Annotated in this window: 27 protein-coding genes; 22 read left to right on the top strand and 5 right to left on the bottom strand. The window is 45.2% G+C overall.

Annotated elements, in window-relative coordinates; genetic code table 11:
• Positions 1-89 precede the first annotated feature (89 nt).
• The 5 genes from RRU94_RS15935 (at position 90) to RRU94_RS15955 (ending at position 4,833) form a co-directional block, all read left to right on the top strand.
• Positions 90-260, top strand: a complete 171-nt coding sequence (locus RRU94_RS15935; RefSeq protein ID WP_315695644.1) for a helix-turn-helix domain-containing protein — start codon at positions 90-92, stop codon at positions 258-260.
• On the top strand, positions 261-1,034 hold the full coding sequence (locus RRU94_RS15940; protein WP_315695646.1) for a DnaD domain protein: 774 nt from the start codon (positions 261-263) through the stop codon (positions 1,032-1,034).
• Positions 1,031-2,284 carry a replicative DNA helicase gene (locus RRU94_RS15945; RefSeq protein ID WP_315695648.1) on the top strand — a complete coding sequence of 418 codons (1,254 nt, stop codon included), beginning with the start codon at positions 1,031-1,033 and terminating at the stop codon, positions 2,282-2,284. Before RRU94_RS15940 ends, RRU94_RS15945 begins: the two co-directional genes overlap by 4 nt.
• Positions 2,256-2,558 (top strand): hypothetical protein, encoded by a 303-nt coding sequence (locus RRU94_RS15950; RefSeq protein ID WP_315695650.1) that lies wholly within the window; start codon positions 2,256-2,258, stop codon positions 2,556-2,558. Before RRU94_RS15945 ends, RRU94_RS15950 begins: the two co-directional genes overlap by 29 nt.
• A 403-nt stretch (positions 2,559-2,961) precedes the next feature.
• Positions 2,962-4,833, top strand: coding sequence for a sensor domain-containing protein (locus RRU94_RS15955; RefSeq protein ID WP_315695652.1), 1,872 nt, complete (start codon positions 2,962-2,964; stop codon positions 4,831-4,833).
• 147 nt (positions 4,834-4,980) lie between these two features.
• On the opposite strand, the gene RRU94_RS15960 is transcribed toward RRU94_RS15955, so the two are convergent.
• Together RRU94_RS15960 and RRU94_RS15965 are read right to left on the bottom strand one after the other, a co-directional pair.
• Complete coding sequence (locus tag RRU94_RS15960) at positions 4,981-5,460, bottom strand: hypothetical protein (protein WP_315695654.1); 480 nt, start codon at positions 5,458-5,460, stop codon at positions 4,981-4,983.
• Between the two features lie 249 nt (positions 5,461-5,709).
• On the bottom strand, positions 5,710-7,863 hold the full coding sequence (locus RRU94_RS15965) for an EAL domain-containing protein (protein WP_315695656.1): 2,154 nt from the start codon (positions 7,861-7,863) through the stop codon (positions 5,710-5,712).
• 227 nt (positions 7,864-8,090) lie between these two features.
• Between RRU94_RS15965 and RRU94_RS15970 the strand changes: the two genes are divergently transcribed.
• The 12 genes from RRU94_RS15970 to RRU94_RS16025 all read left to right on the top strand — a co-directional run bounded on the left by RRU94_RS15970 (position 8,091) and on the right by RRU94_RS16025 (position 18,413).
• The gene (locus RRU94_RS15970; RefSeq protein ID WP_315695658.1) at positions 8,091-8,486 is read left to right on the top strand and encodes a hypothetical protein; all 396 of its coding nucleotides are present in this window, start codon (positions 8,091-8,093) and stop codon (positions 8,484-8,486) included.
• Positions 8,487-8,636: 150 nt separating this feature from the next.
• The gene (locus RRU94_RS15975; RefSeq protein WP_315695660.1) at positions 8,637-10,058 is read left to right on the top strand and encodes an S-layer homology domain-containing protein; all 1,422 of its coding nucleotides are present in this window, start codon (positions 8,637-8,639) and stop codon (positions 10,056-10,058) included.
• Between the two features lie 124 nt (positions 10,059-10,182).
• Positions 10,183-10,911 (top strand): ZIP family metal transporter, encoded by a 729-nt coding sequence (locus RRU94_RS15980; RefSeq protein WP_315695662.1) that lies wholly within the window; start codon positions 10,183-10,185, stop codon positions 10,909-10,911.
• A 77-nt stretch (positions 10,912-10,988) separates the two neighbouring features.
• On the top strand, positions 10,989-11,549 hold the full coding sequence (locus RRU94_RS15985; RefSeq protein ID WP_315695664.1) for a TVP38/TMEM64 family protein: 561 nt from the start codon (positions 10,989-10,991) through the stop codon (positions 11,547-11,549).
• A 136-nt stretch (positions 11,550-11,685) separates the two neighbouring features.
• On the top strand, positions 11,686-12,561 hold the full coding sequence (locus RRU94_RS15990) for an SDR family oxidoreductase (RefSeq protein WP_315695666.1): 876 nt from the start codon (positions 11,686-11,688) through the stop codon (positions 12,559-12,561).
• A gap of 292 nt (positions 12,562-12,853) precedes the next feature.
• Entirely contained in the window at positions 12,854-13,108 is a 255-nt protein-coding gene (locus RRU94_RS15995) for a hypothetical protein (RefSeq protein ID WP_315695668.1), read from the top strand.
• A 318-nt stretch (positions 13,109-13,426) separates the two neighbouring features.
• Entirely contained in the window at positions 13,427-14,620 is a 1,194-nt protein-coding gene (locus RRU94_RS16000) for an MFS transporter (RefSeq protein WP_315695670.1), read from the top strand.
• Between the two features lie 143 nt (positions 14,621-14,763).
• Entirely contained in the window at positions 14,764-15,180 is a 417-nt protein-coding gene (locus RRU94_RS16005; RefSeq protein WP_315695672.1) for an Rrf2 family transcriptional regulator, read from the top strand.
• Positions 15,181-15,208: 28 nt separating this feature from the next.
• A complete protein-coding gene (locus tag RRU94_RS16010) occupies positions 15,209-15,526 on the top strand; it encodes an RNA-binding protein (RefSeq protein ID WP_315695674.1) in 318 nt (105 codons plus the stop codon).
• A gap of 55 nt (positions 15,527-15,581) precedes the next feature.
• A complete protein-coding gene (locus RRU94_RS16015; RefSeq protein WP_315695676.1) occupies positions 15,582-16,685 on the top strand; it encodes an NADH-dependent flavin oxidoreductase in 1,104 nt (367 codons plus the stop codon).
• 19 nt (positions 16,686-16,704) lie between these two features.
• The gene (locus RRU94_RS16020) at positions 16,705-16,899 is read left to right on the top strand and encodes a tautomerase family protein (protein WP_242233731.1); all 195 of its coding nucleotides are present in this window, start codon (positions 16,705-16,707) and stop codon (positions 16,897-16,899) included.
• Positions 16,900-16,973: 74 nt separating this feature from the next.
• The gene (locus RRU94_RS16025; protein ID WP_410493033.1) at positions 16,974-18,413 is read left to right on the top strand and encodes a DEAD/DEAH box helicase; all 1,440 of its coding nucleotides are present in this window, start codon (positions 16,974-16,976) and stop codon (positions 18,411-18,413) included.
• Positions 18,414-18,523: 110 nt separating this feature from the next.
• Here RRU94_RS16025 and nirD read toward each other — a convergent pair whose 3' ends face one another.
• From nirD to RRU94_RS16040, 3 genes are all read right to left on the bottom strand, one after another.
• On the bottom strand, positions 18,524-18,832 hold the full coding sequence (gene nirD / locus RRU94_RS16030; protein ID WP_315695680.1) for a nitrite reductase small subunit NirD: 309 nt from the start codon (positions 18,830-18,832) through the stop codon (positions 18,524-18,526).
• Between the two features lies 1 nt (position 18,833).
• A complete protein-coding gene (gene nirB, locus RRU94_RS16035; protein WP_315695682.1) occupies positions 18,834-21,245 on the bottom strand; it encodes a nitrite reductase large subunit NirB in 2,412 nt (803 codons plus the stop codon).
• Between the two features lie 144 nt (positions 21,246-21,389).
• The gene (locus tag RRU94_RS16040; protein WP_315695684.1) at positions 21,390-21,749 is read right to left on the bottom strand and encodes a DoxX family protein; all 360 of its coding nucleotides are present in this window, start codon (positions 21,747-21,749) and stop codon (positions 21,390-21,392) included.
• 836 nt (positions 21,750-22,585) lie between these two features.
• Here RRU94_RS16040 and RRU94_RS16045 point away from each other — a divergent pair.
• The 5 genes from RRU94_RS16045 to RRU94_RS16065 all read left to right on the top strand — a co-directional run bounded on the left by RRU94_RS16045 (position 22,586) and on the right by RRU94_RS16065 (position 25,744).
• Positions 22,586-22,855, top strand: coding sequence for a CPCC family cysteine-rich protein (locus tag RRU94_RS16045; RefSeq protein ID WP_315695686.1), 270 nt, complete (start codon positions 22,586-22,588; stop codon positions 22,853-22,855).
• Between the two features lie 763 nt (positions 22,856-23,618).
• Positions 23,619-23,885, top strand: a complete 267-nt coding sequence (locus RRU94_RS16050; RefSeq protein ID WP_315695688.1) for a hypothetical protein — start codon at positions 23,619-23,621, stop codon at positions 23,883-23,885.
• Between the two features lie 21 nt (positions 23,886-23,906).
• Positions 23,907-24,134, top strand: a complete 228-nt coding sequence (locus RRU94_RS16055; protein ID WP_315695690.1) for a hypothetical protein — start codon at positions 23,907-23,909, stop codon at positions 24,132-24,134.
• A gap of 158 nt (positions 24,135-24,292) precedes the next feature.
• Positions 24,293-24,658, top strand: coding sequence for a hypothetical protein (locus tag RRU94_RS16060; RefSeq protein WP_315695693.1), 366 nt, complete (start codon positions 24,293-24,295; stop codon positions 24,656-24,658).
• Positions 24,659-24,808: 150 nt separating this feature from the next.
• Complete coding sequence (locus RRU94_RS16065; protein ID WP_315695695.1) at positions 24,809-25,744, top strand: hypothetical protein; 936 nt, start codon at positions 24,809-24,811, stop codon at positions 25,742-25,744.
• Positions 25,745-25,949 lie beyond the last annotated feature (205 nt).

Genomic DNA, 25,949 nt, shown 5'->3' on the forward strand with positions numbered 1-25,949 from the left:
AAAAGCTGTCTTCTTTTTCTTTTTTTCCTCTCCAGGTATCGATTTTTCCCTCCTCTCTGTACATAAAAAACGAAAGGGGAGGAAAACGGATGAAAACGAAGATGACGATCAAGGAAGCGGCGGCGTTTTTAGGGGTGTATCCGGGGACGCTGTACCGGTATGTGCAGGAAGGATCGGTGCCTCATTACCGGGTAGGGCGGCGGATTTTTTTCTCGCAGGAAACGCTGTCAGACTGGATCAATCGGCAGGAGGGGATGTAAATGACGAAGTACCGGTTTGTGTATGCGAATTTCTGGAGTGACAATAAAGTAATGGACATGTCGGCGGCGGAGAAGCTTTGTTTTTTGTATGTGCTGACAAACAGCCAGACGACGCAGATTGGCATTTATTCTATGAATGTGCGCAAGGCGGCGTTTGAGATGGGAATGGCATCGGCAAAGGTGGAAGAGTGTTTTCAGGCATTTCGGGACATGGGGCTGATCCGCATGAATGAAGAAACGGGGGAAATGGCGATCCGGCACTGGGGCCGCTACAATTTCACCCGGGGCGGCAAGCCGGTCGAGGATTGCGTGGAAAAAGAATTGTCGCTCGTGAAAGATACATCGCTCGCTGCTTTTGTCGCAGCGCATATTCCGCCTGGGCGCATTCGGGCCTTGTACGATACGTGGACGATACGCCGGCAAAAACAAAACGGAACGGAACAAAATGAAAAGAAAACGGAACGAAACCGAACGGAAAGCCGTCCGGCGGCCGTGCAGTTTTGGGAATCATCATTTGGCCGGGCGTCATTAGCCATTGAGCAGGGTTTATTGGAATGGTGTTCGGCTCTCAGCGAAGAGCTGGTCATTGAAGCGCTGAAGCGGTCACAGGAGGCGGACAAGCCATATGCGTATGCACAAAAGATTTTAACGAGCTGGCAGGCGGAAGGGCGGACATCGCTGCAAGAGATCCGGAATAAAACGGAAAGAGCGGCAGCTGATCCATTATATGAGCCGCTTGTACCCGATATAGAAGCAGGGGAGGAAATCGGATGAAAGCGGAAATGGCGGTTTTAGGCACCTGCCTGCATGACAGCCGGGTGGCGCTTGATACACATATTGTCCCGGCTTATTTCGAATCTGCTCTGCACCGGGAGCTGTTTTCCCACATTCAAACCGAGGTGCAGGCCGGCAGAATAGTCGATGTTGTAACGCTGTCGGTCGGCGGGCTGATTGAGTCGTTTGGCGGCGCGCCGTATATAAATGATTTGATTGCCCATGCGAATGTTGACCGGTTTTCCTATTATGAAACGCTTTTGATTGAGGAATGGCAGAAAAGGGCGATCCGTTCGATGTGCATTCAGGCATCGTCGGAAGAGTGGCCGGCAGACCGGATTATGGAAGCGGCGGCGCGTATAGAAAGCGTCCGTATACAAAGGGCCCAGTCGACGTCCCATCTGGTAGAGCCCCTTCGAAAAGTGCCATTTGAAAAAGAGAAGCAGGAGCCTCGCGCCATGACAGGAATCCGTAGGCTGGATGAGACGCTGGGCGGCTTTCAGGAAGGCGAGCTGACAGTCATTGGCGCCCGCCCGTCAATGGGCAAAACCGACGTAATGCTTCATCTGGCACGGATGGCGGCAAAGGGAGGATACATGCCGGTTGTGTTTTCTATTGAAATGTCAGCCTTGTCGCTTGTAAAGCGGCTTTTAGCGATGGAAGGGCGGTTTAATCGGACGAAAATGCGTAATCCGTATGAGCTGTTCACCGCAGCACAAAAAGAAAAGTGGCCGGAGATGGTTCAAAAAGTAGCCGGGCTTGGCATATATGTCGTCGATCAGCCTGCCGTCACGGTGTCCGATATGCGCTCGGCGGTCAGAAGACTGTTAATCGACCATGCCGAGGCGCGCCCGGTTGTGTTTATCGACTATTTAGGGCTGATTACGCCGCCGCATTTTTTTGACGGGAACGTGACCGCGCAAATAGCGGCGGTTTCGAAAGGTTTAAAAGCGATGGCAAAGGATTTTGACTGCCCGGTGATTTGTCTGGCGCAGCTTTCACGGGCCGTGGAAGCACGCGCGGACAAACGGCCGATGCTTTCAGATGTGCGGGACTCCGGGTCGGTGGAGCAGGATGCGGATGTGGTGCTGTTTTTATACAGGGACGCTTATTATTCCAAACAAGCAGGTGATAAAAGGATGGAGATTATTGTAGCGAAAAACCGAAACGGCCAGACGGGGTTTGTGACCGTCACCTACATAAAAGAAACGGGAATTCTGGTTGACCGTGACGATCCGGTCTCTGTTTAAGGAAGCGTTTAAACGGCAGGAAGATACGCTTGTTTATGGCCTGCTCGATTTATTGCGGCGCGGGGTGGTCCATGCGGAAGAGAGCGAAAACAACATTCCGTTTGAAGCGATGGATAATGAAGCGATTCGGGAGATGAAAAAACAAAATGAGCTCGGCTTTGTGCCGGTTCGTGTGTATGCCACAACAGTCAACCGGACGCTTTGGCTGCTCATAGCGGCGGAGTCCAGAGAAAGGGCCATACAAAAAGCATGTGACCTTGGCGAGCCTCCCTAGCGCCGTCGCATGCTGCCGCTCTGATTATGTTGTTGAGCGAAACGGGCGGGCGGTGACGTTGGGAGACATGATTACAGAATGCGAGTCGTTTCCTGCGCTTGTCGGTGTAGTAGATGTGAACAAGCAGCAATCGTCCACATTCTCTAAATTAAACTGCAAGAAATAAAATTTGTTAAATAGTCTGTACAAAGCGTACAGGCTGTTTTCGTTACAAATAGGCAAAAGAGCAGAACGGTTCCGCTTCTTAAAACTATGGAAAAAAGATCCAAAAACGAACATTTTCTGCTTTTCTTACGAGAAAACGACAAAATTAACGTGTAATTGCTAGTTTCTTCTGCTATGATCATTTTATAGGTCTAAGGAATTATAAAACGCATATTTCGACAATAAAGGGGAAGAAAGTATGAAATACATCGGTAGGATAGGCACGCCGTTGTTTGCCGATTTTGCTTATTTCTTTTGGACAATGAAGTTGGATTTTGCGGAGCTTTACAATGCATACCATCTTTTATCGCTGTTCTTTTTTTCTATCATTGCCTGGTGGATAGGCAGGCATTATGATTATAACCGCAATTTAAACGAAAAATTAAAGGAAAAAAAGAATGAGCTGCAAAGCCTGTTAGATAACGTGGATGCGGCTATTTGGTCCATTGATTACGGAACAAACCGCCTATCACTGTCGAAAGGATTTGAAAAAATTCTCGATGTTTCGCTTCAAGATGCTTACACAGAGAGAACACTGTGGCGAAAATATCTTTATCATGAAGATTATCAAAAAGCGGTCCATTTTCTTCGATCTTATAAAGACAATAAAGAAGAGGCCGTTCAAACGGCTGAATTTCGGATCGTGAGTAATGGGCAAATGAAGTGGGTGGAGGTAAAATTATCCTCGATTCGGAATGAAAAAGGCGAGCTTGTGAAAACGAATGGTGTCATCATGGATATTACTGAAAGAAAACAAGCGGAAGAACGGATTAAACACCTGGCATACATCGATTCACTTACAGGGCTGCCAAACCGGACGTCTTTATTTATTGATTTAAATAAGCGGATGCAGGAAGGGAAAGAAACAGCGCTGTTCATTATTGATCTGGACCGCTTTAAAACGGTAAATGATTCATTTGGCCACCTGGCAGGAGATACACTGCTTAAAGAGGCAGCCACGCGGTTTAAAAGTGCTTTGCTGGAAGAAAACGGTTCCATTTACCGATTTGGCGGCGATGAATTTTGGCTTGTCTGCCATGAGACGAACAACGTGCAGCTCACCCTTTTAGCGGAAAAGCTGCTGCAAACCTTAACTTTACCCTTTATGATACAGGATCATGAGATCGTCATTACACCATCGATTGGGATCAGCACGTTTCCTGCCGATGCGAACAGCATGGATACATTGCTTGTATACGCGGATTCCGCTATGCATATAGCCAAAGAAAAAGGGCGAAACAATTATCAGTTTTTTAATTCGAGCTTATATAACAAGCTGCAGCGCAAAGCGGCGCTTGAAAAAGAGCTGAGACGGGCCATTTGGAAAGAGGAACTTTTTCTGCACTATCAGCCTCAGTTCGATCTGGCCACAAGTCAAATAACAGGATTTGAAGCACTCATCAGGTGGAAAAATGAAAGATTCGGCTCTGTGTCTCCGTCCGAATTTATTCCGATCGCCGAAGAATCCGGCTTGATTACATCGATTGGCGAGTGGGTGCTGAAAGAAGCGTGCCTGCAAAGCAAACGGTGGGAGCAGCAGAGATACGGGCGGTTTAGCATGAGTGTCAATATTTCCGTTCAGCAGTTTCAAAACCGGCATTTCGTCGATACCTTTAAAGCGTTGATTCGGGAAACCCATATGGAGCCAAGCCTTCTGCAAATTGAAATTACTGAAAGCATCATGCAGAATACGCAGGAAACAAAGCATATTTTGGACCAATTAAAAGAAATTGGGGTGAAAGTCTCGATTGATGATTTCGGTACCGGCTATTCCTCTCTCAGCGTGTTAAAAGAACTGCCGCTCGACTGCTTGAAAATTGACCAGTCTTTTATAAGGGATGTAACGACATCCAAAAAAGAAGCAGCGATTGTCAAAAATATTATCGACCTGGCGCACAATCTTGAGTTGAACGTGGTGGCAGAAGGTGTTGAAACAGAGGGCCAGCTGTGCATGCTAAAGAAGCTGGGCTGCCAGACGGGGCAGGGCTATTTGTTCAGTAAGCCGCTTCTTCATCAAGAAGCAGAAGAGCTGCTTGTGCCTAAGCAGCGAAAAATTAAAATTGATGCGTAAAACTGTTTTTATGACGTGTGGGCTTCATCATGAAGTTAAGCAGGCGTAAGCAGCCATTTTAAAATTGGCGATGCGGCTGTTTATTCGGAAAAAGCGCTGAGCGGCTCCGCAAAACAAAAAAACCTGCCGGAATCCGGCGGGTTTTTCTTATCCTTTTAAGAATGCGATCATCATAAAAATGAACCAGGTGAAAAACGGAACCACCATCGCCAGAAGCACATGTTTATAGGAATACCGGTCGCGCCATTTTTTTAACATTCGGTCGATCACAAAGAAAAACAGCGCAGCAGCCAGTGTATACCAAAATAAAATAAGGCCGAAGATCAAGTGAAAGATAAGAGCAAACAGCCATTCATTGTGGCCGTTTTTCCGGCGGGTCAAATAACGTGCCGCTCTGTCACTGATCAATGATGTCAGCACAAAATAAATAATCGCCGCCGGTGTAATGTACATCATGTAAACCGGAATGGCATTTGCGAATTGCTGAAGGGAATTGGACCAGCTGGATGCCGGTGAATCAATCGGCAGCGGCTGAATAAAGACCAACAGCAGGAAAAGTAGTGTACCGGCCAGGGCACCGGCAACAAGTTTACGTTCATAATACCCTGGGGTTTTTCTAACGGGCATAAGAAGTCTCCTTTCGACTCGTTCCATTGCATACATCGGACATCTGCCGTTTTGTGCAGGAACGTGTATGTAAATTAATGAACTTATCTACATCTTTAACCTTTCTTGACAGTAGTTTAAACATTTGCACCCGATAAAATGTGCCGCTGGCAGTTAACCGGTGGAAAAATCCGATTTTTTTTGAAAAGAGCTTTTATAAAAGGGAAGAAACCGAACAGCAGCCGGCTTCGAGAACCGGCTGCTGTTTTATTAAGCAAAAAATTCATCTGGCGGCGCCGGCCGTCCGAGCAGGTAGCCCTGGGCGGCGTTGCACCGGTATTTTTTTAAAATGGAAAGCTGTTCTTCCGTTTCGACTCCTTCGGCCACAACGTGAAGACCGAGATGATGCGCCATTAAAATAATGGTTGTGGCGATTTTTTCGGAGCTTTCGTTTACGGCAATATCGCGGACAAAAGACTGATCAATTTTTAACGTGTCAAGCGGCAGCTTCTGCAAATAACTGAGCGAGCTGTAGCCCGTCCCAAAATCATCAATGGAGATAAAAACACCGATGTGCTGCAGCTCCTGCAAAATAGCGGCGGCATTATCCGTGTCCATCGTCATGCTTTCGGTAATTTCACACGTTAACTGAGATGGCTCAATGCCGGTTTCTTTGATGATCGTCTGGATTGTTTCCGCAAGGTTGGACTGGTAAAACTGTGAAATAGACAAATTGACGGACATACAAGTAAGAGAACGGCCTTCTTCCTGCCACGCCTTCAGCTGACGGCAGGCGGTGCGGATGACCCACTCGCCGATCGGAATAATCAAGCCCGTTTCTTCCGCAATCGGAATAAACTCGCCAGGTGAAACCGAGCCGAAATGCCGGCTGTTCCAGCGAATCAGAGCTTCTGCTCCGTAAATGTCACCGGTGCACAAGTTTTGAATCGGCTGATAGACAAGGCTTAGTTCATCCCGTTGGAGCGCTGAGCGGAGTTCGCTTTCCATCTTTAATTTTTTGAGTGACTGCCGGTCCAGCATACTGGTGTAAAATTGGAAGGAATTTCGGTTTTTCTTTTTGGCTTCATACATCGCCATGTCAGCTTTGCGGAACAGGTCCTGTTCCTGCATACCGTCGTGCGGATACAAGCTGATGCCAATGCTTGCTGTCATAAACAGCTCATTTCCTTCAAGGGAAAAAGGCTCGCGAAACGTCTCTAGCATCGACGTCGCCATATCAGCCGCATCCTGGCCGCTCGTCCGCTCAAGCCAAACGGTAAATTCATCGCCGCCTTCACGGGAAAAAAGAATGGAATGACCGAGACGCGTTTGAATTCGGTCCACAATCATCTTAAGCAGATCGTCGCCGGTTTTATGGCCGAACGAATCATTAATAAATTTAAAACGATCCAAATCCAGGAAAAAAAGTGCGTGTGTATCATGCGGATAACGAGCAATCGTATCCTCGAGCGCCTGCCGGAAATGCCGGCGGTTCGGCAGGCCGGTCAAGTGGTCGTGATAAGCTAACTGGTGAATTTGTTCTTTCGCCCGGTAATGCTGAATGGCCAGGCTCGTTAACCGGGTCGCCTCACGGATCAGCCGTTTATCCGCTTCGGTCGGTACGGACGGCTGGCGGGCATACATCGCAAACGTGGCAATCACCTGCCGATCATCATTGAAAACAGGGGTAGACCAGCAGGCGTTTAACTGGTGCTTAAGCGCGACATCCCGATGAAGCGGCCAGCGCCGGTCGTGTGCGATATCCGCTGCAATAACAGGTGCTTTTAAAAAAGCGGCGGTGCCGCATGATCCCTGCTTTTCAGCAACGGGCACGCCGTCAATACGTTTAATGTATTCATCAGGCAGCCCAGGCGCTGCAGCATGAAAAAGAGAATTATTTTTCTCATCAATCATCATAATCGCACACGGGTGACCCGGTGAAATATGCTCTACCATCGCAACAATTTGATGAAGAACGTCATCAAAGGGCGCACTTTTGGCAATCATCTGCAGAACGCGGTTTTGGCCGTTTAACAGCTCACTTGTATATTGTTCATTCGTCCGCACGCGGCCGATGCCAAAAGCGCCTTGAACAGCACCGTTCTCGTAAATAGGAACGGCATTGACGGATAAGTGAACGATATATCCGTCTTTATGCTGGAACATCATACGAAACGATGCTTTATTCCCTTGAAGAACATGAGAAAAATGAGCCTCTACCTCTGCCACATGTTCTGTTGGGATTACTTGTTTATAATCGATCCGGTTAAATTCAGCTGACGTATAGCCCAGTATGCGAACCGCCGCTTCATTCATCAGCTGAACCTTTCCTTTCGTATCCATCGCAAACGAAATTTCGTCACCTTGTTCAAATAAAGATTGGTACACATCGAGCAGTGATGAAGACCAAAACAAATTTTCCATGACCTCTGCTCCTCTTTCCACAAGCATTTTTTTTAATCTTACAAGAAATTTGTCGAATGAGCTATGTAAAAGCGGGCAAAAACGGTATTTTAAAAAGAAAATGGAAGCTCGTTCTTTTTCTTTACCCTGTTTTCTGCCCAAAGAGCAGGCAAACTATGGTTTTCACCGAGGAAAAAATTGTTTATACTGTAAATTATGAATAGTTAAATAGTAAAGGAGCAGATGTCATGGCGTTTCAAGATCAAATGCGGACGTTTTTAGACGCTCGTTATAAAGATGAATTATTTTTAGCAGACTTGTTTCTCGATTTATATGGAAAATTAGAAGATTTTGACGATTCTTTAGAAAAATATGCAGCGGTCGGTTTGGACGCAGCATTTGAAGCAGCAGAAAACGCAGCAGCGCTCCGGATCGAAGACCGTTTTCTCCGCTTTGACGTCGTATTTGATGAAACAGAGCCGTTTATTCAAGTAAGTGCGGGTAAAACAACGGAAGAAGAGCCGGATATTCTCGACAATATTTATGCGGACCAGGCATCATATGCGGACAGCTTATACTGGCAGCAGGGAGAAGAAAAAGCGTTTGATTCTTATTTGAAATCAGCGTTTGCCCGGCTCTTATAAGAGCTTATTTTGGACTGAATAGATCATACAAGGGCGGCCTGTCGATTGGGACAGGCCGCTTTTGTCTGTAAAAAAGCTAAAATGACACAATTCTTCCTTTATCTGGTCTTTCGTTGTGATAGAATGAAAGAAAAAAGGGAGAGTGGAAAAGTGAGAAAAGTGGTTAAAGCAGCCGGAGTGCTGTCCCTGCTGGCAGCCGGCCTGTCTTTTAGTGGACAAGCCTCTGCCGATACTTCTACATGCGCTCAGTATGGAAGTGTACAGCCGGGCGTGAATCCGTCCTTCCAGCATATTAACTGCCTGCTGACAGAGGAAGCGCTGAAGCAGGAGGTTCCGCCAGAGGTTGTAAAAGCGGTCGCAATGAAGGAAAACGCATGGAAACAGTTTGATGAAAACGGAGATCCGATCGTTTCGGAAGACGGCGGCATTGGTCTGATGCAGCTGACAAATCAGTCTCAATTTAATACCGAACTTCTAAAAACCGATATTGTTTACAATATTGAAAAAGGTGTAACCATACTTGACCAGATGTTTGACAGCAATGTTCCGAAAATTTCCGATGATCGTGATATAATCGAAAACTGGTATTTTCCTGTGATGGCCTATAACGGCATCAAGCCCGTTAACAGCCCGGTTAAACAATCAACCGGTGAGAAAAATACGGATGCTTATCAAGAGCAGGTATTTGCGATGATAAAAAATGACAGCTTTTTAGATGAAGAACGGTCATTTGCGGACTTTGGCTTTAAGCCGGAGGACTTTCAATATGATCCAGAAAAAACGGACAACATCGTATTCAAGAAAATGACTTATACGCCGACAGGCAAGTTGAATCAAACCGTCTATAATCTGCAAAAAGGCGATCAGGCCGTAACGTTAAATACGCCATCTCTGCGGAGCATTCCAGGCGGTGGAGCAGAAGAAGTTCTTGAGAAACTTCCTGAAGGAGCTCTTTTAACTGTGACCGGTTCGTTTGAATACGATAAAAATCCGAACAGCACCCGGCAGTTTGTCTGGTACCCGGTAAGAACCGCAGCTGGCAAAACAGGCTTTGTTTCGTCTGCTTATCTTGAAAAGTCGGACAAGCCTGCTGCGCCGTTGTTTAAAGACGTATCAGCCAATTACCGTTTTTACAATGATATCGCTGCCCTCAGCAGTCAGAGCATTATCAGCGGATACCCGGACGGAACCTTTAAGCCTGGCAGCCAAGTAACCCGCGGAGAGGCAACGACGATGGTCGTGCGGGCGCTCGGGTTGCCGACCAACGGCATGAAGCCTATTGAAGTCGCCGAGAAACAGGGGATTATAAACGGATATAGGGACGGCCGTTTAGCAGAAAAGGATCCGGTTACAAGAGCACAGGTGGCCATTATCCTGACGAATGCGTTTAACTTAAAGGAAACCGTCTCGATTTCATTTACTGATGTACATTCACGAATGGCAGCCTACGATTCAATCCGCCGTGTTGTCGCAGCGGGAATTGCTTACGGGGATAACAACAAGTTTAATCCGGACAAGCCTGTTACGCGCGGCGAGCTTGCGGCATTTTTAAACCGCACACTGGAAAGATAACTCAAAAGACCTGCCCATCAGCAGGTCTTTTTCTTAATGCTTAATGTGCAAAGTTCAAGACGTAACGTGTTTCCAATCGAACAAGCAAGGGAAAAGGGAAAAGAAAAAAGGGGGGGGATTGCGTATGTGGCAGGCGTTAATGTGGGGCGGTGTATCTGGCTCAGCCGTATTGCTTGGTGCGTTAGCTGCTTTGTTTGTGCCGATTCAAAAGCGGCTGATCGGTTACATAATGGCTTTTGGAACAGGAGTGCTGATCGGAGCAGCCACTTATGAGCTGCTCGGTGAATCCGTTGAAGAAGGCGGCTTTCTAGCGACCGGAGCCGGCTTTATGGCTGGAGCGCTTGTTTTTACGCTTTTAGACATTTATATTTCAAGAAAAGGGGCTGCTAAACGGAAACGATCACACGAGCAGGATTCGGATGGCGGATCGGGGCTTGCGATTTTCATTGGAACGGTTATGGACGCCATTCCGGAATCCATTATGATCGGTGCGAGCCTTTTAGCGGGAAAAGGGGTCAGCTTTTTACTTGTTATTGCTATTTTTATTAGTAACGTACCGGAAGGACTTTCAAGTACAACGGGTCTTTTAAAAGGCGGCTATTCAAAGAAAAAAATATTCCTTTTATGGCTGACCGTTTTGATCATTTCCGCTCTTTGCGCATGGGGCGGCTATTTTTTCCTGGAAGATGCAAGCCCGGCAGTGATGGCAGCCATCGCGGCTTTTGCGGGCGGCGGGATTATTGCGATGGTCGGGTCGACTATGATGCCTGAAGCATTCGAAGAGGGCGGCCCAGTCGTCGGCTTTATGGCAGCACTCGGGCTGTTTGTATCCCTTCTGCTAAATGAGCTTTAAAAGAGGGGTCTCCCTCTTTTTTTCTTGTCTTCAATTTGTAGAAAGCTGCTACACTGTTAATAAGAGGTGGACGCTTTATGATAGAGGCAGAACAGTGGCTCGAAAGAATGATCGAGCAGGCGGGATGGCTTGGACCGATTTTATTTATTTTTTTACATCTTATCCGCCCATTTTTATTTCTGCCGGTCGTGATTGTTTGTATGGCAGGAGGATATGCATTCGGATTTGTCTGGGGATCTTTATATTCTATTATTGGCCTGTCACTGATGAGTGCCGTTTTTTATAAACTGATTGACCACTTTCCGCGTGTGCGCGAACGAATGTTAAAAGTAAAACGGAAAGTAGCCGGGGAGCGGAAAATGACGATCGGGCAGGTCATGCTGTTGCGGGTGATGCCGTTTGTTCATTTTCACCTGCTGTCCGTTTATTTAATGGATATGACCAAATCGTACCGCGAATACATGCACTATTCTATGCTCGGCGTGATTACACCGGCTCTTTTATATACCGCTTTTGGCGATGTGATTGAAAGAATGCCCTGGTATGAATCGCTTACGTTTTTAACGGTGCTGCTTTTGCTTTATGTGCTGCTTGAAAAAAGGAAAAAGCGCAGGCAGGATCGCGATAAGAGATACTAACACATTTGATTTATTTCTAAATTCATTATGTGCAAAATTCAACAAAAAACAAAAACAAGCAATATCCAGGCAATGTTTATTCTTTGTGAGCGGGGGAATACTTTTTCTGTAAAATAAAACGGATGGAGTGGATACCATGACGCAAGATAAATTTGAAAAAATGGATGAACAAACACCTCCGCAAACACAAAGTGAGCAGCCTGGTATCGAATCAGAAATGACGCCTGAGCCGCTGTATGATGATCCGAATTATAAAGGATCTGGAAAGCTCGCCGGAAAAGTCGCTTTGATCACAGGCGGTGACTCTGGAATCGGCCGTGCGGTAGCGGTTGCTTTTGCAAAAGAAGGAGCCAATGTCGCGATTGCCTACTTAAATGAAGAAAGCGATGCGAAAAAAACGGTCGACATCATCGAGTCCTATGGCGTAAAAGCAATGCACAAAGCAACAGACATCAGCAAGGTGGAAAACTGCAGACAGCTTGTGGAAGATGTTGTGGCAGAGTTTGGCGGCTTAAACATTCTCGTAAACAACGCGGCCAAGCAATTTCCGACAAAGAACTTTTTAGAGATTTCACCAGAGCAGCTGCAGGAAACGTTCCAGACAAACATTTTCTCGATGTTTTACTTGTCACAGGCAGCCGTTCCGCATTTAACAGAAGGAGATGCCATCATTAATACATCGTCTGTAACGGCATACCGGGGCTCACCAGAATTGATCGACTATTCGTCAACTAAAGGAGCGATTACGACATTTACCCGGTCGCTGTCAGCGAATTTAGTGGAAAAAGGAATCCGTGTAAACTCCGTAGCGCCAGGTCCGATCTGGACGCCGCTGATCCCGGCTACATTTGATGCAAAGAAAGTAGGAAAGCATGGAGACAGCACGCCGATGAAGCGTATGGGACAGCCGTCTGAGAATGCGCCGGCTTATGTATACCTCGCTTCAAATGATTCCTCATACGTAACAGGACAGACCATTCATGTAAATGGCGGCGACTATATTAGTTCTTAATTAAAAAGCCTCGGCATACAGCCGAGGCTTCAGTCTGTAGACAAAGTCTTTCGCTTTTAAAAAAGAGCGGATAAGTGAAGCCGGCCGGACTACGCGCCCCTTAGAGCAGTGCGGGAGCTCCCTCGGCTGCGCCTGCGGGGTCTGCGGGGTCTCCCGACTCACTGTACTTCCCGCAGGAGTCTTTGTCCAGCAGGCTTCACTAAGTGGTATTGAAGATCAACAAGCAAGGACCAAATAGACATTTTATCTTTTTTAAACAAAAAAATATGACCCTTATTCGCTCTATACAATCTTGTCGCAAGCCACTTGGCGGCGGGAAGGCGGCGCAGACTCCTATGGGACGAGCGGGCAGCTGAGACCGGAGGAGCCGGCAGGCGAAGTCGGGCTCAGCGCCTGCCCCATGGAAAGCGGAGCTGCCTGGACGCCGCCGATCCATCCCAGTCATGTGCATAGTCATCCATATAATTTGTCGACAGTCTCAAGCCTCGGTGTACAGCCGAGGCTTTTTACGCAAAAAAATGCCGGCTTCTTTAATTTTACGGTTTAGCTTCATGTTATAGCGACCGCTATTTTGGCTAAACGGGCGCTTGTTGCATTCTAATGTTATACATCCTGGAAAATAACAGAAACAAGATCACTTGGTATTAAAAACGCAGACTTCTGAAAAAATGAATTCAACTAGAGTGCGGAGCAACTGAATACACTACCTGTTTAAAAAAGAGCGGCCCACAAAAAAAGGGCTGCTTTTTTGTTTATAAATGGAAGAGTGGTGCAATGAAAGTTTGATTCCTTTTGTTTAAATGTATTTCCGTTTGAGGAACAATTTGCTAAAATGAGCAAGGATGAACAAAAGGAGGGTTTTTACATGACTGGTGATCAAAGGAAAAAGTTAGTCATTTTGATGATCAATATGTTTATTGCCATTGGCAGCTTCGGTATCATTATTCCTATTTTGCCTGCGTATTTGGATTCCATTAACGAGGGAGGAATGGCTGCCGGGCTGATGATCGCGATTTTTGCAGGTGCGCAGCTTGTTTTTTCACCGATTGCCGGTAAATGGGCGGATGATTACGGCCGACGGAAAATGATTATATACGGTTTGTTCGGACTTGCGCTTTCCATGTTTGTGTTTTATTTCTTTGATTCGATTTGGATGCTGTACGCCTCGCGTGTGATCGGCGGAATCGGAGCCGCCTTATTGGTGCCGGCTATTTTCGCTTATGTGGCGGATATTACGTCGTTTGACCAGCGGGCGAAAGGCAACAGCTTGATTTCAGCCGCCATGTCATTCGGGATCGTAGTGGGCCCTGGTATTGGCGGCTTTCTCGCGGATTTCGGCTTAAAAGCCCCGTTTTTGATTTCTGCAATTGTTGCTTTGTTCGCGGTTTTGTTCTCTATTGTGCTCCTAAAAGAACCGGAGCGGCCGGAACAGCCGGCCTCAGCACACCATCCGGCTGAGGAGCCGATGATGAAAAAGCTGGCCCGCTCGGTGACCATGCCGTATTTTATTCCGCTTGTGATTACCCTTGTGATGAGCTTTGGCTTAATGGCATATGAGTCGGTGCTTGGCTTGTTTGTCGACGATGAATTTGACGCTACACCGCAGGATATTGCCCTCATGGTAACGTCTACCGGCATTGTCAGCGTACTTGTTCAGCTGTTTGTGGTCGACCGTATTGTAACCAAGTATGGAGAAGGTAAAGTGTTGAATCTGTTTTTGGCCGTTGCCGCTATTGGCTTCTTCATTTCCTTGTTTGCGGGGAATTACTGGCTGTTTTTCGGCATTTCGCTTCTTATATTTTGTGCCACATCGATTTTGCGCCCGGTGCTCAATACGCTTATTTCCAAAATGGCGGGCTCGGAGCAGGGGTTTGCGATGGGCATGAATAACATGTATATGTCGATTGGAAATGTGCTCGGCCCAACCTGCGCTGGACTTTTATATGATGTGAATATCTTTTTCCCATTTATGCTCGGTTTGGTGCTGCTTGGACTGACGCTCATCATTACAATCATCTGGCAAAAGCGGTCCGTGAAACAAAATGTGCTGTCTTCTTAATGAGAAGGCAGCTTTTTTTGTCGAAAAAAGGCGATGAAACATGGATTGACAATCCATCATAGTTGTTGTAAAATTCCTTCCATTGACTTTTAGAACTGTAACAAATAAAATTACAGTATGTTTTCAGAAAGGGGAACGCACGGTTGAATAGTAATTTCACCATCGCGGTTCACAGTCTCGTGTATCTGGCTTATGTGCCAGGACATATGGCTTCAAGCGAGGCAATCGCTCTTAACGTAGCGACCAATCCTGTACGCATCCGTAAAGTGATGAGTGCGCTGCGCTATGAAGGGCTCGTGAAAACAAAAGAAGGTGTCCGGGGAGGATACATGCTCGGAGAAGATCCAGGGAAGATTACATTGGGGCACGTTTATGAGGCGATCTCGCGCGGCGCTCTGCAGCCAGACTGGCAAACAGGCGATCCAAAATGTGAATGTCCGGTTTCCTCTAATACGCAAAGTGTAATGGACCTTATTTTCAAAGAAGCGGAAGATTCATACGCATCCTTTCTGCACCAATTTACGGTTGCGTCTGTTTTGCTTCAAATCAAAGCAGAGTAATGACCGACCGAAACAGGGAAGTGGAAAAATGGGGAACAAAGTACAATTTCATGTCGGTGACTGGGTACAAGGCGAAACGTGGGACAAACAGAGAATCTACGGATATGTCATAAAGATAGAAAACCCGGAAGACATTACAAAAGTGTATATTGTTGAATCTGTTAACAAAGAATTAGAAGGACGAATGATTCGTGTTCTGTCCAAGTCTCTTCAACTCGTGCCAGAGCAGGCACCGGCGGAAGCAGCACTTGAACAGCTGATTGATATAGCACTTTTAACAAAAGATGAAGAATGGTTTGGGCAGCTGCTGAAACAGCTGAAGGAACTGCGAACGCAATATTCATAAAAGAATCAGCTCTCTGCTTTAGCAGAGAGCTCATTTTATCAAAGGAGATTTTGGAATGAAATCAAAATATGCATCTTTATTTGAAACAGCCACATGGCGCAGCGGTCTTGAATTAAAAAATAAAATCGTGATGGCTCCAATGACGAACTTCTCGTCGAACGAAGACGGTACTGTGACGGATGCGGAAATTGCTTATTACGCACGCCGCTCAAAAGGAGTGTCAGCAGTTATTACAGCTTGTACATATGTAACACCAAACGGAAAAGGATTTGAGGGAGAGTTTGCTGCTGACCGGGATGAAATGATTCCAAGTCTTGCGCGTCTTGCCTCTGCGATCAAAGCCGAAGGCGCTAAAGCCATTTTACAAATTTTCCATGGAGGCCGCCAGGCGCCGCCTCATTTAGTGGATGGAGACGTAGTCAGCGCCAGCAGCGTACCGGCTGAAGCAGAAGGAAGCCCTGTGCCGCGCGAATTATCTGCTACGGAAGTAGAAGAAATCGTTGCTGCTTTTGGGGAAACAACCCGCCGGGCAGTGGAAGCCGGCTTTGACGGCGTAGAAATTCACGGCGCGAACGGCTACTTGATTCAGCAATTTTTCTCTCCTCATTCAAACCGCCGGGAAGATCGGTGGGGAGAACGCCTGGCATTTCCGCTTGCCGTTGTAGATGCGGTGAAACAAGCCGCTGCAAAAGCAGATCACCCGTTTGCGGTCGGCTATCGCTTTTCACCGGAAGAGCCGGAAACACCGGGGATTACAATGGCAGACACGCTTGAGCTGATCGATGCTTTAAAAGAAAAAGAACTCGATTACCTGCATGTATCTTTAATGGAATTTTGGTCCGAGCCAAGACGAGGCGTTGATGATACGCGCACACGTCTTGAAATCATTAAAGAGCGTGCGGGGGATGCCGTGCCGGTCATTGGTGTCGGTTCGATCTACACAGCAGATGATGCCGTGAAAGCACTCGGAACGGGTGTGGATTTAATTGCGATCGGCCGCGGGCTTATTATTGAGCCGGACTGGGTACAAAAAGTAGAGAGCGGACAGGAAGAATCCATTTCCGTGAAGCTCGATAAAGAAGCGCAGGAACAGCTTGTGGTGCCAGATCCGCTCTGGAAGGCGATTATCCATACACCAGGCTGGTTCCCGGGCGTTTAAGAGAAAGGGTGCCCTTTACATGCCGTTTATCACAGTAAAAGTGTTAGAAGGAAAAACACCTGAACAAAAACGTGATCTTGTCCAGCGGATGACAGCAGCTGTCAAAGAATCATTCGATGTAGACGCGGATAAAGTATTCATCTTTTTTGAAGACTTAAAGCCGGAGGATTACGGCAAGCAAGGCGAATTGCAATCGTTTAAAGAGGAAAAATAATCGGGCAGCCCGGAGTGATCCGGGCTGTTTTTCTGTATAATAAGCAGAATACCAAACAAAAAAAAGGAGTCATTATGACCGAAACATTTCAATCATTTTCATTAAACAAAGATATTATGCGGGCACTTGATACACTTGGCTATCATGATCCAACCCCGGTTCAGGCCGCTGTAATTCCCGAAGCTCTTAAAGGAGCGGACTTAATTGTTAAGTCACAGACCGGAAGCGGCAAAACGGCTTCTTTTGCGATTCCGCTCGTTCAGCTGACTGAATGGGAGGAAAACAAGCCGCAGGCACTTGTTTTAACACCTACACGGGAGCTGGCAGTTCAGGTAAAAGAAGACATTACCAATATCGGCCGGTTTAAACGGACAAAAGCAGCTGCGGTGTACGGGAAATCTCCATTTGCCCGTCAGAAGCTGGAGCTCAAGCAGAAAACGCATATTGTGGTTGGGACACCGGGCCGTGTGCTCGACCATATGGAAAAAGGGACGCTGGATACCGGCAGCATTCGCTTTCTCGTCATTGATGAAGCGGATGAAATGCTTAATATGGGCTTTATCGAGCAAGTTTCATCGATTATTGAGCGTCTTCCGACGGAGCGCGTCACCATGTTGTTTTCCGCTACATTTCCGGAAGACATTGTCCGCCTGGCAGACACCTATATGAAAGCGCCGAAGCGGATCGAAATGGCGCAGGAAATCGCTGCCCCGTCAATTACTCATGAGCTGATTCAGGTGGCGGAAGAAGAAAAAACGCGCGTGCTGCAAAACGTGCTGACTGTGGAAAATCCGGACAGCGCCATTCTTTTTTGCCGGACACAGGAGCGGGTGGAAGCGCTGTTTGACGCGCTTGATGCCGCGGGAATATCATCAGGCATGCTGCATGGCGGGATGGCGCAGGAAGACCGTTTTATCGTGATGAATAAATTTAAACGGGCGGATTTCCGCTACTTGTGTGCGACAGATGTTGCCGCGAGGGGCATTGATGTAGAACATATTCCGCTCGTCATCCATTTCGATGTGCCGATGGAGAAGGAAGCGTATGTGCACCGTACCGGCCGTACCGGCCGTGCCGGTCATTCGGGAAAAGCGATTGCACTTATGGCGCCATTTGAAGAAAAATTCATTGAACCGATTGAAGAATTAATTGGCTTTCCATTGAAGCGAGTGGAGCAGCCGTCCCAGGAAGCAGTAAGGGCAGCAAAGCCTTCCTTCACAGCCAAAATGGCCCAGCGTCCCCAACGGAAAAGGGATAAGGGAGAGCGTTTAAACAAAGACATTATGAAGCTGTACTTTAACGGCGGCAAAAAGAAAAAGCTGCGTGCCGTTGACTTTGTCGGCACCATTTCAAATCTCCCGGGTATCGAAGCGGCTGATATCGGCATTATTACCATTCAGGATAACGTTACGTATGTGGAGATTTTAAATGGAAAAGGGCCGGATGTGCTGCGGGCGATGAAAACAACGACCATTAAAGGAAAGCAGCTGAAAGTGCAAAAAGCAAGAAACTGACCTTGAGCCGATCATAACTGAAAGTCTCTGCTGTTTATTCATGGCTATTAGGTCATGATGATGGCGGAAAATCCAAAAGCACACCCGGCAATAAGCCGGGCGTGCTTTTTTTAAATCACCACAAAAACATGTTCTTCGTTTACAAGCACTTCAAATGTTTTCACCTGGCCGGTATCAGGCGCTTCCACTGAACCGGTATCAAGGTTGATTTTTTCATCGTGAAGCGGGCAGAACAAATGATGGCCGCTAACCATACCGGCTGAGAGAGGGCCCTGCTTGGCTGGACACGAATTGGCGACCGCCCGGAATGTACCATCACTCAGTTTAAACACGGCAAGCATGTGGCCGCCGGCTTCGACTTTTTTGCCGAGCTGCAGCGGAAAATCATTAACCTGGCCAATACAAACAGATTCATTCATATTAATGGGCTCCTTCTGATTCAAATAATTGCTTTTTCATTTGTTCATTTTCCACAATGGCCTTCCACGGTTCTGTAAAAGTGGAAAGTGCCGTTTCAAGCCGCCCGGCAAGCTCACGCTGCTGTGTAAATACGCGTTCTTTTACCCACTCCAGGCCGACCCGCTCGATCCAGGCCGATGTGCGTTCTAGGTAGCGAGCATTTTCACGGTACAGCTGTAAGAAAGCAAGAATCAGCTCTTCTGCTTCATCATCACTTGAAACCCGTCCGAGCAGTTCACCCTGGCGAAGATCCACACCGCCGTTGCCGCCGACATAAATGTCCCAGCCGCCTTCAAGCCCGACAAGCCCAACGTCTTTAATCAGTGATTCGGCACAATTGCGCGGGCAGGCAGAAAGTCCGAGCTTTACTTTGTGAGGAGAGGTCATGCCCTCAAACTTTTTCTCGAGCCGGACGCCAAAACCAACGGAATCCTGTGTGCCAAACCGGCAGAATCGTTCTCCGACACACGTTTTCACAGTGCGCAATGTTTTTCCGTATGCATAGCCGGACGGCATATCGAGCTCCTGCCATACGCTCGGCAAGTCTTCCTGGCGGACACCAAACAAGTCGATCCGCTGGCCGCCGGTTACCTTCAGGAGCGGCACGTTGTATTTTTCGGCTACATCGGCAATTTTTCGAAGCTGCTCAACCGTTGTGACACCGCCGTACATACGCGGAACCACTGAAAATGTGCCGTTTTTATTAATGTTTGCATGAAGCCGTTCATTCACAAACCGTGAAGCCGGCTCGTCTTCGTGGTCAAGCGGATGAATCATGCCCAGGTAATAGTTCAGGGCCGGACGGCATTTGGAGCAGCCTTCTTCGTTTTTCCAGCCGAGCACATTCATTACTTCTTTTGTGGTCTGCAGGCCTTTTTCCCGGATTTCTGCTGATACCTGCTCATGGGATAAATCAGTGCAGCCGCAAAGGTTGTCAGCTGTTTTCGCTTCAAAGCCGTCACCGAGTGTATGCGCCAGAAGCGCTTCAATCATCGGTTTACAGCCGCCGCATGACCGGCAGGCATTCGTCGTTTGCTTTACACCATCGAGTGTATCGGCACCTTCCTCGGCAATCGCCCGCACGATCCGGCCTTTTGTCACACCGTTGCATCCGCAGACAACTTCATCAGCCGCCATGGATACGACTGGATGCTCTCCTGGTGTACTGTTTTCCGCCGGCAGAATTTCTACTTTGCTCATCGCCGAAATATCGGTTCCTTTGCGCATTAAATCCAACAGGCGCGGCGCATCGGATGTATCACCAAACAGGACGGCTCCGCGAACCCGGTTTTCTTCAATAACCACTTTTTTATAAACGCGGTCAAATTCATCATGCACACGAATCGATTTTGTGTGGTCTGTTTCATGGAAGTCACCGGCTGAAAAAACATCCACACCTGATACCTTGAGCTGTGTGAAAACAACAGAACCTGTATACGGCGTTACCCCGTCCCGGCTGCCGGTTACAAGACGTGCCGCCAATGTTTTTCCTTGTTCGTAAAGTGGGGCGACAAGACCGTACGCTGTGCCCCGGTGTTCCGCACATTCCCCGACGGCATAAATATCGGGCAGGCTTGTTTCCATGAAATCGTTAACGACGATGGCCCGGTTTGTCTGCAGGCCGATTTTCGCAGCCAGGTCGATATTCGGACGAATACCAACTGCCATCACCACAAGGTCGGCAGCAAGCTCTGAGCCGTCTTTGAAAGTGAGTCCGCTCACATGCCCATAACCGTTCAGCCGGAGAGTCTGCTTGTTCATTAAAAAGGTCATGCCCTGCTGTTCAAGTTCTTCTTTCAGCATCCTGGATGCCTGTGCATCGAGCTGAGCTTCCATTAATGAATCAAGCACGTGTACCACATATACATCCATGTTTAAATTAAGCAGTCCGCGGGCAGCTTCAAGCCCCAGCAAGCCGCCTCCAATGACGACCGCGCGCTTTTTGCGGTTTGCATAATCGATCATTGTTTCACAGTCTTCCATGTTTCGAAAACCGATTACGCCGTTTTGATCAGCGCCGGGAAGAGGGAGGATAAATGGGTTTGAGCCGGTCGCCAGGATCAGATGATCATAGGAAATGAATTTTCCAGACGCGCTCGTGACCGTTTTTTTGGCTGGGTCTACCTGTACAACCGCATCTCCTGTATGAAGGTGAATGCGGTTTTTGGCATACCAGTCAAAATCATTTAACACAATTTCCTCCATTTTTGTGTTGCCCTGCAGCACTTTTGACAGCATAATCCGGTTGTAATTCGGATGCGGTTCATCTCCAAAGACGGTAATATCAAAACGCTCAGGATCAAGCGCAATGATTTCTTCCAAACAGCGAATACCTGCCATGCCATTACCAACTAACACCACTTTTTCTTTCATGGATACCTCTCCTTTTATTCCTGTTGTTTATAAGGATAAAGGAGAAAGCGGAATATAAATGTGAAAAACATCACAATAAAAGCGGAAAACTGTGGCAGCTTTGTGGACAGTGAAAAAGAAAAAAACCGGCAGGCATGACCGGTTTTAGGAATCCATTTTTTTGGCGCCCTGGATCAGCAGCCATTGAAGAGGAAGGCGGGCCCACAGCACCCATGCGGGAAGCTTTTTCTCGCCGAGCGGAATGTTTTTCATGGCCATATACACATTAGCTGGAAAAACAGCGGCTAAAAAAGCCGGCATCGTTTTTGTGACAAAAGACGTGCCACGATTCAACAGCAGGGCGGCTCCATATATCACTTCAATGACGCCAGAGACAGCGACAATCGCTTGGTTAAAGGGAAGAAAAGCCGGCACAATCGCTTTAAAGCCGTTAGGCCGTTTGAAGTGCGCGATGCCTGCGGCTAAAAAACCAGCTCCGTAAAATAAGCGAATTAACGTTTTCATCCTGACACACTCCTTTTTTCTACCGTACGAAAGGCAGGAGGGCCTGTCAAATAAAAAAGCACCGCCCTCGGGCGGTGCTTCAGACTGAAGACAAATGATATGGATGATCGTGCACATGAATAGGATAGATCGGCGGCGTCCAGGCAGCTCCGCTTTCCATGGGGCCAGGCGCTGAGCCCGACTGCGCCTGGCGGCTCCACCGGTCTCAGCTGCCCGCTCGTCCCATAGGAGTCTTCGCCGCCCTCCCGCCGCCAAGTGGTTTGCAACAAGATTGTATAGAGTGAATAAGACCATTTCTTTCTGTTTAGCTCTGTTAAAGAACAATGTTGATTTTCCTATTTAACTAAAGGTGCAGGTTAATTCAATAAGAGAATATAGTAAAATGAAGGTGAAATTATAAAAAATCTAAGCTATATGATTGGTTAGCAACCAGTCGTGATTATTTTGATTATTGAAATTGACGGCTTTTTTCATCAAGTTCTACTTACGGGTAAAAAGTGTTCTAAACACCAATTAAAGCAAATGTATCTTCAAGCAACAGAATTAACTTATGAGATAAGAGACCTTCCTAATGTGTTTTGCAGGCTTCACAACTTTGAACAGGTTCCTTATACTAACGATATTACTGTTGATTTTGTAATTGATACTGATACCGATAGAATTTACTCACCTTCTTATTAAGCTAACGGGGGCTTGAGGTGAAAAATGGGGGTAGCTGCGGCACCTCCTTTTCTTATTGAACAAACGTGCAGGTTAGTTTAACAAGAAATGATAAAATCAGGTTATGTTAATGTAATATCGCATTAATAAGATTATTGGTTTGGAGCGAATATTAAATGGAAAAGTACACTTGTCCTTGTTGTGGCTATAAGACACTTGAAGAAGGAACACGGGATAGTTATGAAATATGTAAAGTTTGCTATTGGGAAGATGATTTCGTACAGAATGAGGACCCAGATTTTGAAGGTGGAGCTAATGAAGTATCTTTGAGACAAGCACAAAGAAATTTCAAGATTTACGGAGCAAGTGAGGAACGGTTTAAAGACAGCGTTGTAGAACCAAGCCTTGGAGGATACGAGAAAGATGAAAATTTTAAACCTCTTTAGAGTTTTTTAGGGGAGATTACCATCATTAATTAATCTTTCTTCCTCAACTACGGGGACTTTTGTTTAATATCTCGGCTGTCATTTCCATAGCCTTTTCTCATTCAGCTAATGGGAAGATTAGTTGAATAAGGAGTGAGGTACCAATACATAAGCAACTAATATTTTGTGATAATCAAAAGGTATTAAAACTTTGAAGGTAAAGGGTAAAAGATGAGGAAATATATTTCGTTAAACTTAATTTTGTTTATTGTATTTTTGGCAGGAACCATACTTACAATGTTTATAATATATAAGGATATTGATACTTCGCTTTCTTTTAAATTTATTATAGGATATGTAATTTATCTTCTCCTATATAGTTTGTTCTCTATCTTACTAGTTATTGTGAATACAAAGAAGTTAAATTGGATTCAAATAAGAAAAAGGCTTTTTACGTTTATTACTTCGTTTATTTTTTTGAGTGCTGCACATTATCTTATTGATTATTTTTTTAGACACTCGGAAATGGATGTTTGGGATTTTGGTATTCCTTTAGGTATATCATTTGGATTGGCGTTTTCTGATTTAATGGCTTGGAAAAAGAAAGACTAAAGCATTAATGTTTTTGCAAAAGAATTCTTTACTGAATTAAGGATTAATGCCGTTTTGTTCTTTCACTAACGGGGGCTTGGATAAAGAGTGGGGGTAGCTGCCGCGCCTCCTTTTCGTATTGAACAGACGGGACAGTTTTGTTTAGGAAAGATGTTTTATGGAGGACAAACGAATGATAGCCAAAGCAGAGTTAATAACTCAACCATATTCAGGAGAATACCTGGAAAAGATTTATGACATTCCGAGTTCATGGAACTCTCAAAATTGGACTTGGATAAAATTTACAAACGATGACTTAACTGAATGGTGTGGAAATTTCAGAGGCTTTCCACGAGAAGTTGCCGTATCAGAAAAATATAATTGTGTCCTTGTTCTTACTTCGGATTATTTATTTAAGCTTGATTGCTCCAGTAGAGAGTTAACTGAATATGAGTCCTAGTCTCTATATCAGAGTTTAACAGTGAGCCCTTCTGGTGATTTTATAATAGCTGATTATTGTAGTATTGAAATTATAAAATCAACCTTAATTAATAAGATACAAGTGGATAGTCCTGTCGAAATGGATATGATTAAGTTTCATGGTTGGTCTAACAATAAATTATTAATAACAGGCGATGGGTTTTTGAACGGAAACCATGTGGAGCTAGAACTTGATGGTGGGACATTTGAAATAACTGTTAAAGACTAAAATAAATTAGTCCCTTTCTTAAACTAACGGGGTGCAAGAGTTTAAGAACCGGCTGCTGTTCCAGCCGGTCTTTTTTCTTCCTCAACTATAGGTGCAGTTTAGTTGAATAAGAAAATGCTAAAATATAGTCAAAAACAATAGCTAAAAGGTGATTATATATGGTGAAAAACTTGGAATTGATAACAGATAAGGTACAAAGTTTTTCGTTTGCAGATATAACATACATTAAAAATTTCAATTTGAGTTTTCTAAAGGAATTTAATGTTCATAGCTCTGTATTAGATATTGATTTTATTGTCGAAGGTAAAGATAATCGGTACCTTGTACAATTTCGTTTCCACAATCCACAGAATATCCACTTCGAAAGTGGTGGTTTTTATCATCAAATATCTTTAAACATTGATGATATTACAGAAAGAGGCTGGGAAAACATGAAATATGAAGTAGAAGATTATGAAGATAATGCCCTCAGCTTTTTTTGCGCTGAAGTTGAAGTGATTTCTATATCAGAAACCATTTATTAGATTTGGCTTATTAAGCTAACGGGGGCTTTTGTTTAATATTTCGGCTGCCATTTCGGTAGCCTTTTCTTATTTTTCTAACGCAGTAGGTTAGTACAAGAAGGGATAAGATGAGAATATGTGTTTAGGAATATTTTTTAAGGAGCTGTTTGTATGCTTCATATGAATGTAATCAAAAAATTTAAAACCTCTTATCAAATTAAATTTTCAAATGATTATCGTTTTTTATGCCATACAACGGGCAGTAAAACAATCATTTATGATACAAGTTCTTGGGAAAAAATAATGGAGCTTAGTAAACCTAATAATCCTGGTTATATTCATTTCTCAGAAAATGATGATTATTTATATATAAAAAACACAATCGGTACTGTATGTGTATATGAAACGGTCGGATTTCAGTTAATCAAAACCATTAAATCGAATAAAAAATATCAACTTGTTGAAGCTGACTTTGCTTTAACTAATACTTCATTCATTATCCTTGATACACTGAAAACAAAAGACGGACATCAACTGGCATTAATCAACATTGAGGAGGGTGAGTATAGAGTATTAACCCAATTTAAAGATTCAATCACTCTTATTTATTTTAATCAGTTTGTCCAGGCTGAAAGTGCCTATTTATTTACTTTAAGTTATGTAAATAACGCGGATTATAAAGTTCATAAAATTGTAAAAATGAAAGAACCAATAAAAAGTGAGTCAGCAGAGGTAATGGAAAATTCAAAAATTTGGTATTGGGATGCCATCATCTTTAACTCTATTCATAATGTATATATTGTGGTTCAAAGTTATGACATAGTTATACTCGATGGACAGTTTAAGGAAATTTTAAAGAAAGTTAACTTGTCAGATAAGGATTATCCTAACTTTGGTTATTTTCAACACATTCACCTGTCAAATAATGGGGATTGTATTATCATTACTTATAGCGAAACAGTTTTAATCCTACGATACTCTGACTTACAAACCATTTTAGTTGAAAAAATCCAATATGCTTGTTTCGCAGAATTTAGCACCGATAACCGATTTATTCTTATAGGAACGTGGGAGAATGGTTACATCCTTGAAAACACGTTACGTTAGTGTCATCGGAAAAATAAAGGTCACCGTTCTTCTAATAAGTATTGTGAATTTTTTCACTTAAAGTATCGGGGGCGTTAGTTGAACTAGAAACATAAAAAGATCGACAATTCTCGGTCTTTTCTTTTGAGTAAAAATCAACAGTGAAGTTTAACAGAGCCTTCTGTTTAAAAAAGAGCAAAGGTCTATTCGATCCTTGCTTATGGAT

Origin of the sequence: Domibacillus sp. DTU_2020_1001157_1_SI_ALB_TIR_016 (genome assembly GCF_032341995.1) — a bacterium.
GTDB classification, from domain to species: domain Bacteria; phylum Bacillota; class Bacilli; order Bacillales; family Domibacillaceae; genus Domibacillus; species Domibacillus indicus_A.

What these genes read in the sequence shown, in the direction of transcription:
- RRU94_RS15935 (WP_315695644.1), top strand. Translation starts at nt 90, where the DNA reads ATGAAAACGAAGATGACGATCAAGGAAGCGGCGGCGTTTTTAGGGGTG.
- RRU94_RS15940 (WP_315695646.1), top strand. Translation starts at nt 261, where the DNA reads ATGACGAAGTACCGGTTTGTGTATGCGAATTTCTGGAGTGACAATAAA.
- RRU94_RS15945 (WP_315695648.1), top strand. Translation starts at nt 1,031, where the DNA reads ATGAAAGCGGAAATGGCGGTTTTAGGCACCTGCCTGCATGACAGCCGG.
- RRU94_RS15955 (WP_315695652.1), top strand. Translation starts at nt 2,962, where the DNA reads ATGAAATACATCGGTAGGATAGGCACGCCGTTGTTTGCCGATTTTGCT.
- RRU94_RS15960 (WP_315695654.1), bottom strand. Translation starts at nt 5,460, where the DNA reads ATGCCCGTTAGAAAAACCCCAGGGTATTATGAACGTAAACTTGTTGCC.
- RRU94_RS15965 (WP_315695656.1), bottom strand. Translation starts at nt 7,863, where the DNA reads ATGGAAAATTTGTTTTGGTCTTCATCACTGCTCGATGTGTACCAATCT.
- RRU94_RS15970 (WP_315695658.1), top strand. Translation starts at nt 8,091, where the DNA reads ATGGCGTTTCAAGATCAAATGCGGACGTTTTTAGACGCTCGTTATAAA.
- RRU94_RS15980 (WP_315695662.1), top strand. Translation starts at nt 10,183, where the DNA reads ATGTGGCAGGCGTTAATGTGGGGCGGTGTATCTGGCTCAGCCGTATTG.
- RRU94_RS15985 (WP_315695664.1), top strand. Translation starts at nt 10,989, where the DNA reads ATGATAGAGGCAGAACAGTGGCTCGAAAGAATGATCGAGCAGGCGGGA.
- RRU94_RS15990 (WP_315695666.1), top strand. Translation starts at nt 11,686, where the DNA reads ATGACGCAAGATAAATTTGAAAAAATGGATGAACAAACACCTCCGCAA.
- RRU94_RS16000 (WP_315695670.1), top strand. Translation starts at nt 13,427, where the DNA reads ATGACTGGTGATCAAAGGAAAAAGTTAGTCATTTTGATGATCAATATG.
- RRU94_RS16010 (WP_315695674.1), top strand. Translation starts at nt 15,209, where the DNA reads ATGGGGAACAAAGTACAATTTCATGTCGGTGACTGGGTACAAGGCGAA.
- RRU94_RS16015 (WP_315695676.1), top strand. Translation starts at nt 15,582, where the DNA reads ATGAAATCAAAATATGCATCTTTATTTGAAACAGCCACATGGCGCAGC.
- RRU94_RS16020 (WP_242233731.1), top strand. Translation starts at nt 16,705, where the DNA reads ATGCCGTTTATCACAGTAAAAGTGTTAGAAGGAAAAACACCTGAACAA.
- RRU94_RS16025 (WP_410493033.1), top strand. Translation starts at nt 16,974, where the DNA reads ATGACCGAAACATTTCAATCATTTTCATTAAACAAAGATATTATGCGG.
- nirD (WP_315695680.1), bottom strand. Translation starts at nt 18,832, where the DNA reads ATGAATGAATCTGTTTGTATTGGCCAGGTTAATGATTTTCCGCTGCAG.
- nirB (WP_315695682.1), bottom strand. Translation starts at nt 21,245, where the DNA reads ATGAAAGAAAAAGTGGTGTTAGTTGGTAATGGCATGGCAGGTATTCGC.
- RRU94_RS16040 (WP_315695684.1), bottom strand. Translation starts at nt 21,749, where the DNA reads ATGAAAACGTTAATTCGCTTATTTTACGGAGCTGGTTTTTTAGCCGCA.
- RRU94_RS16045 (WP_315695686.1), top strand. Translation starts at nt 22,586, where the DNA reads ATGGAAAAGTACACTTGTCCTTGTTGTGGCTATAAGACACTTGAAGAA.
- RRU94_RS16050 (WP_315695688.1), top strand. Translation starts at nt 23,619, where the DNA reads ATGATAGCCAAAGCAGAGTTAATAACTCAACCATATTCAGGAGAATAC.
- RRU94_RS16060 (WP_315695693.1), top strand. Translation starts at nt 24,293, where the DNA reads ATGGTGAAAAACTTGGAATTGATAACAGATAAGGTACAAAGTTTTTCG.
- RRU94_RS16065 (WP_315695695.1), top strand. Translation starts at nt 24,809, where the DNA reads ATGCTTCATATGAATGTAATCAAAAAATTTAAAACCTCTTATCAAATT.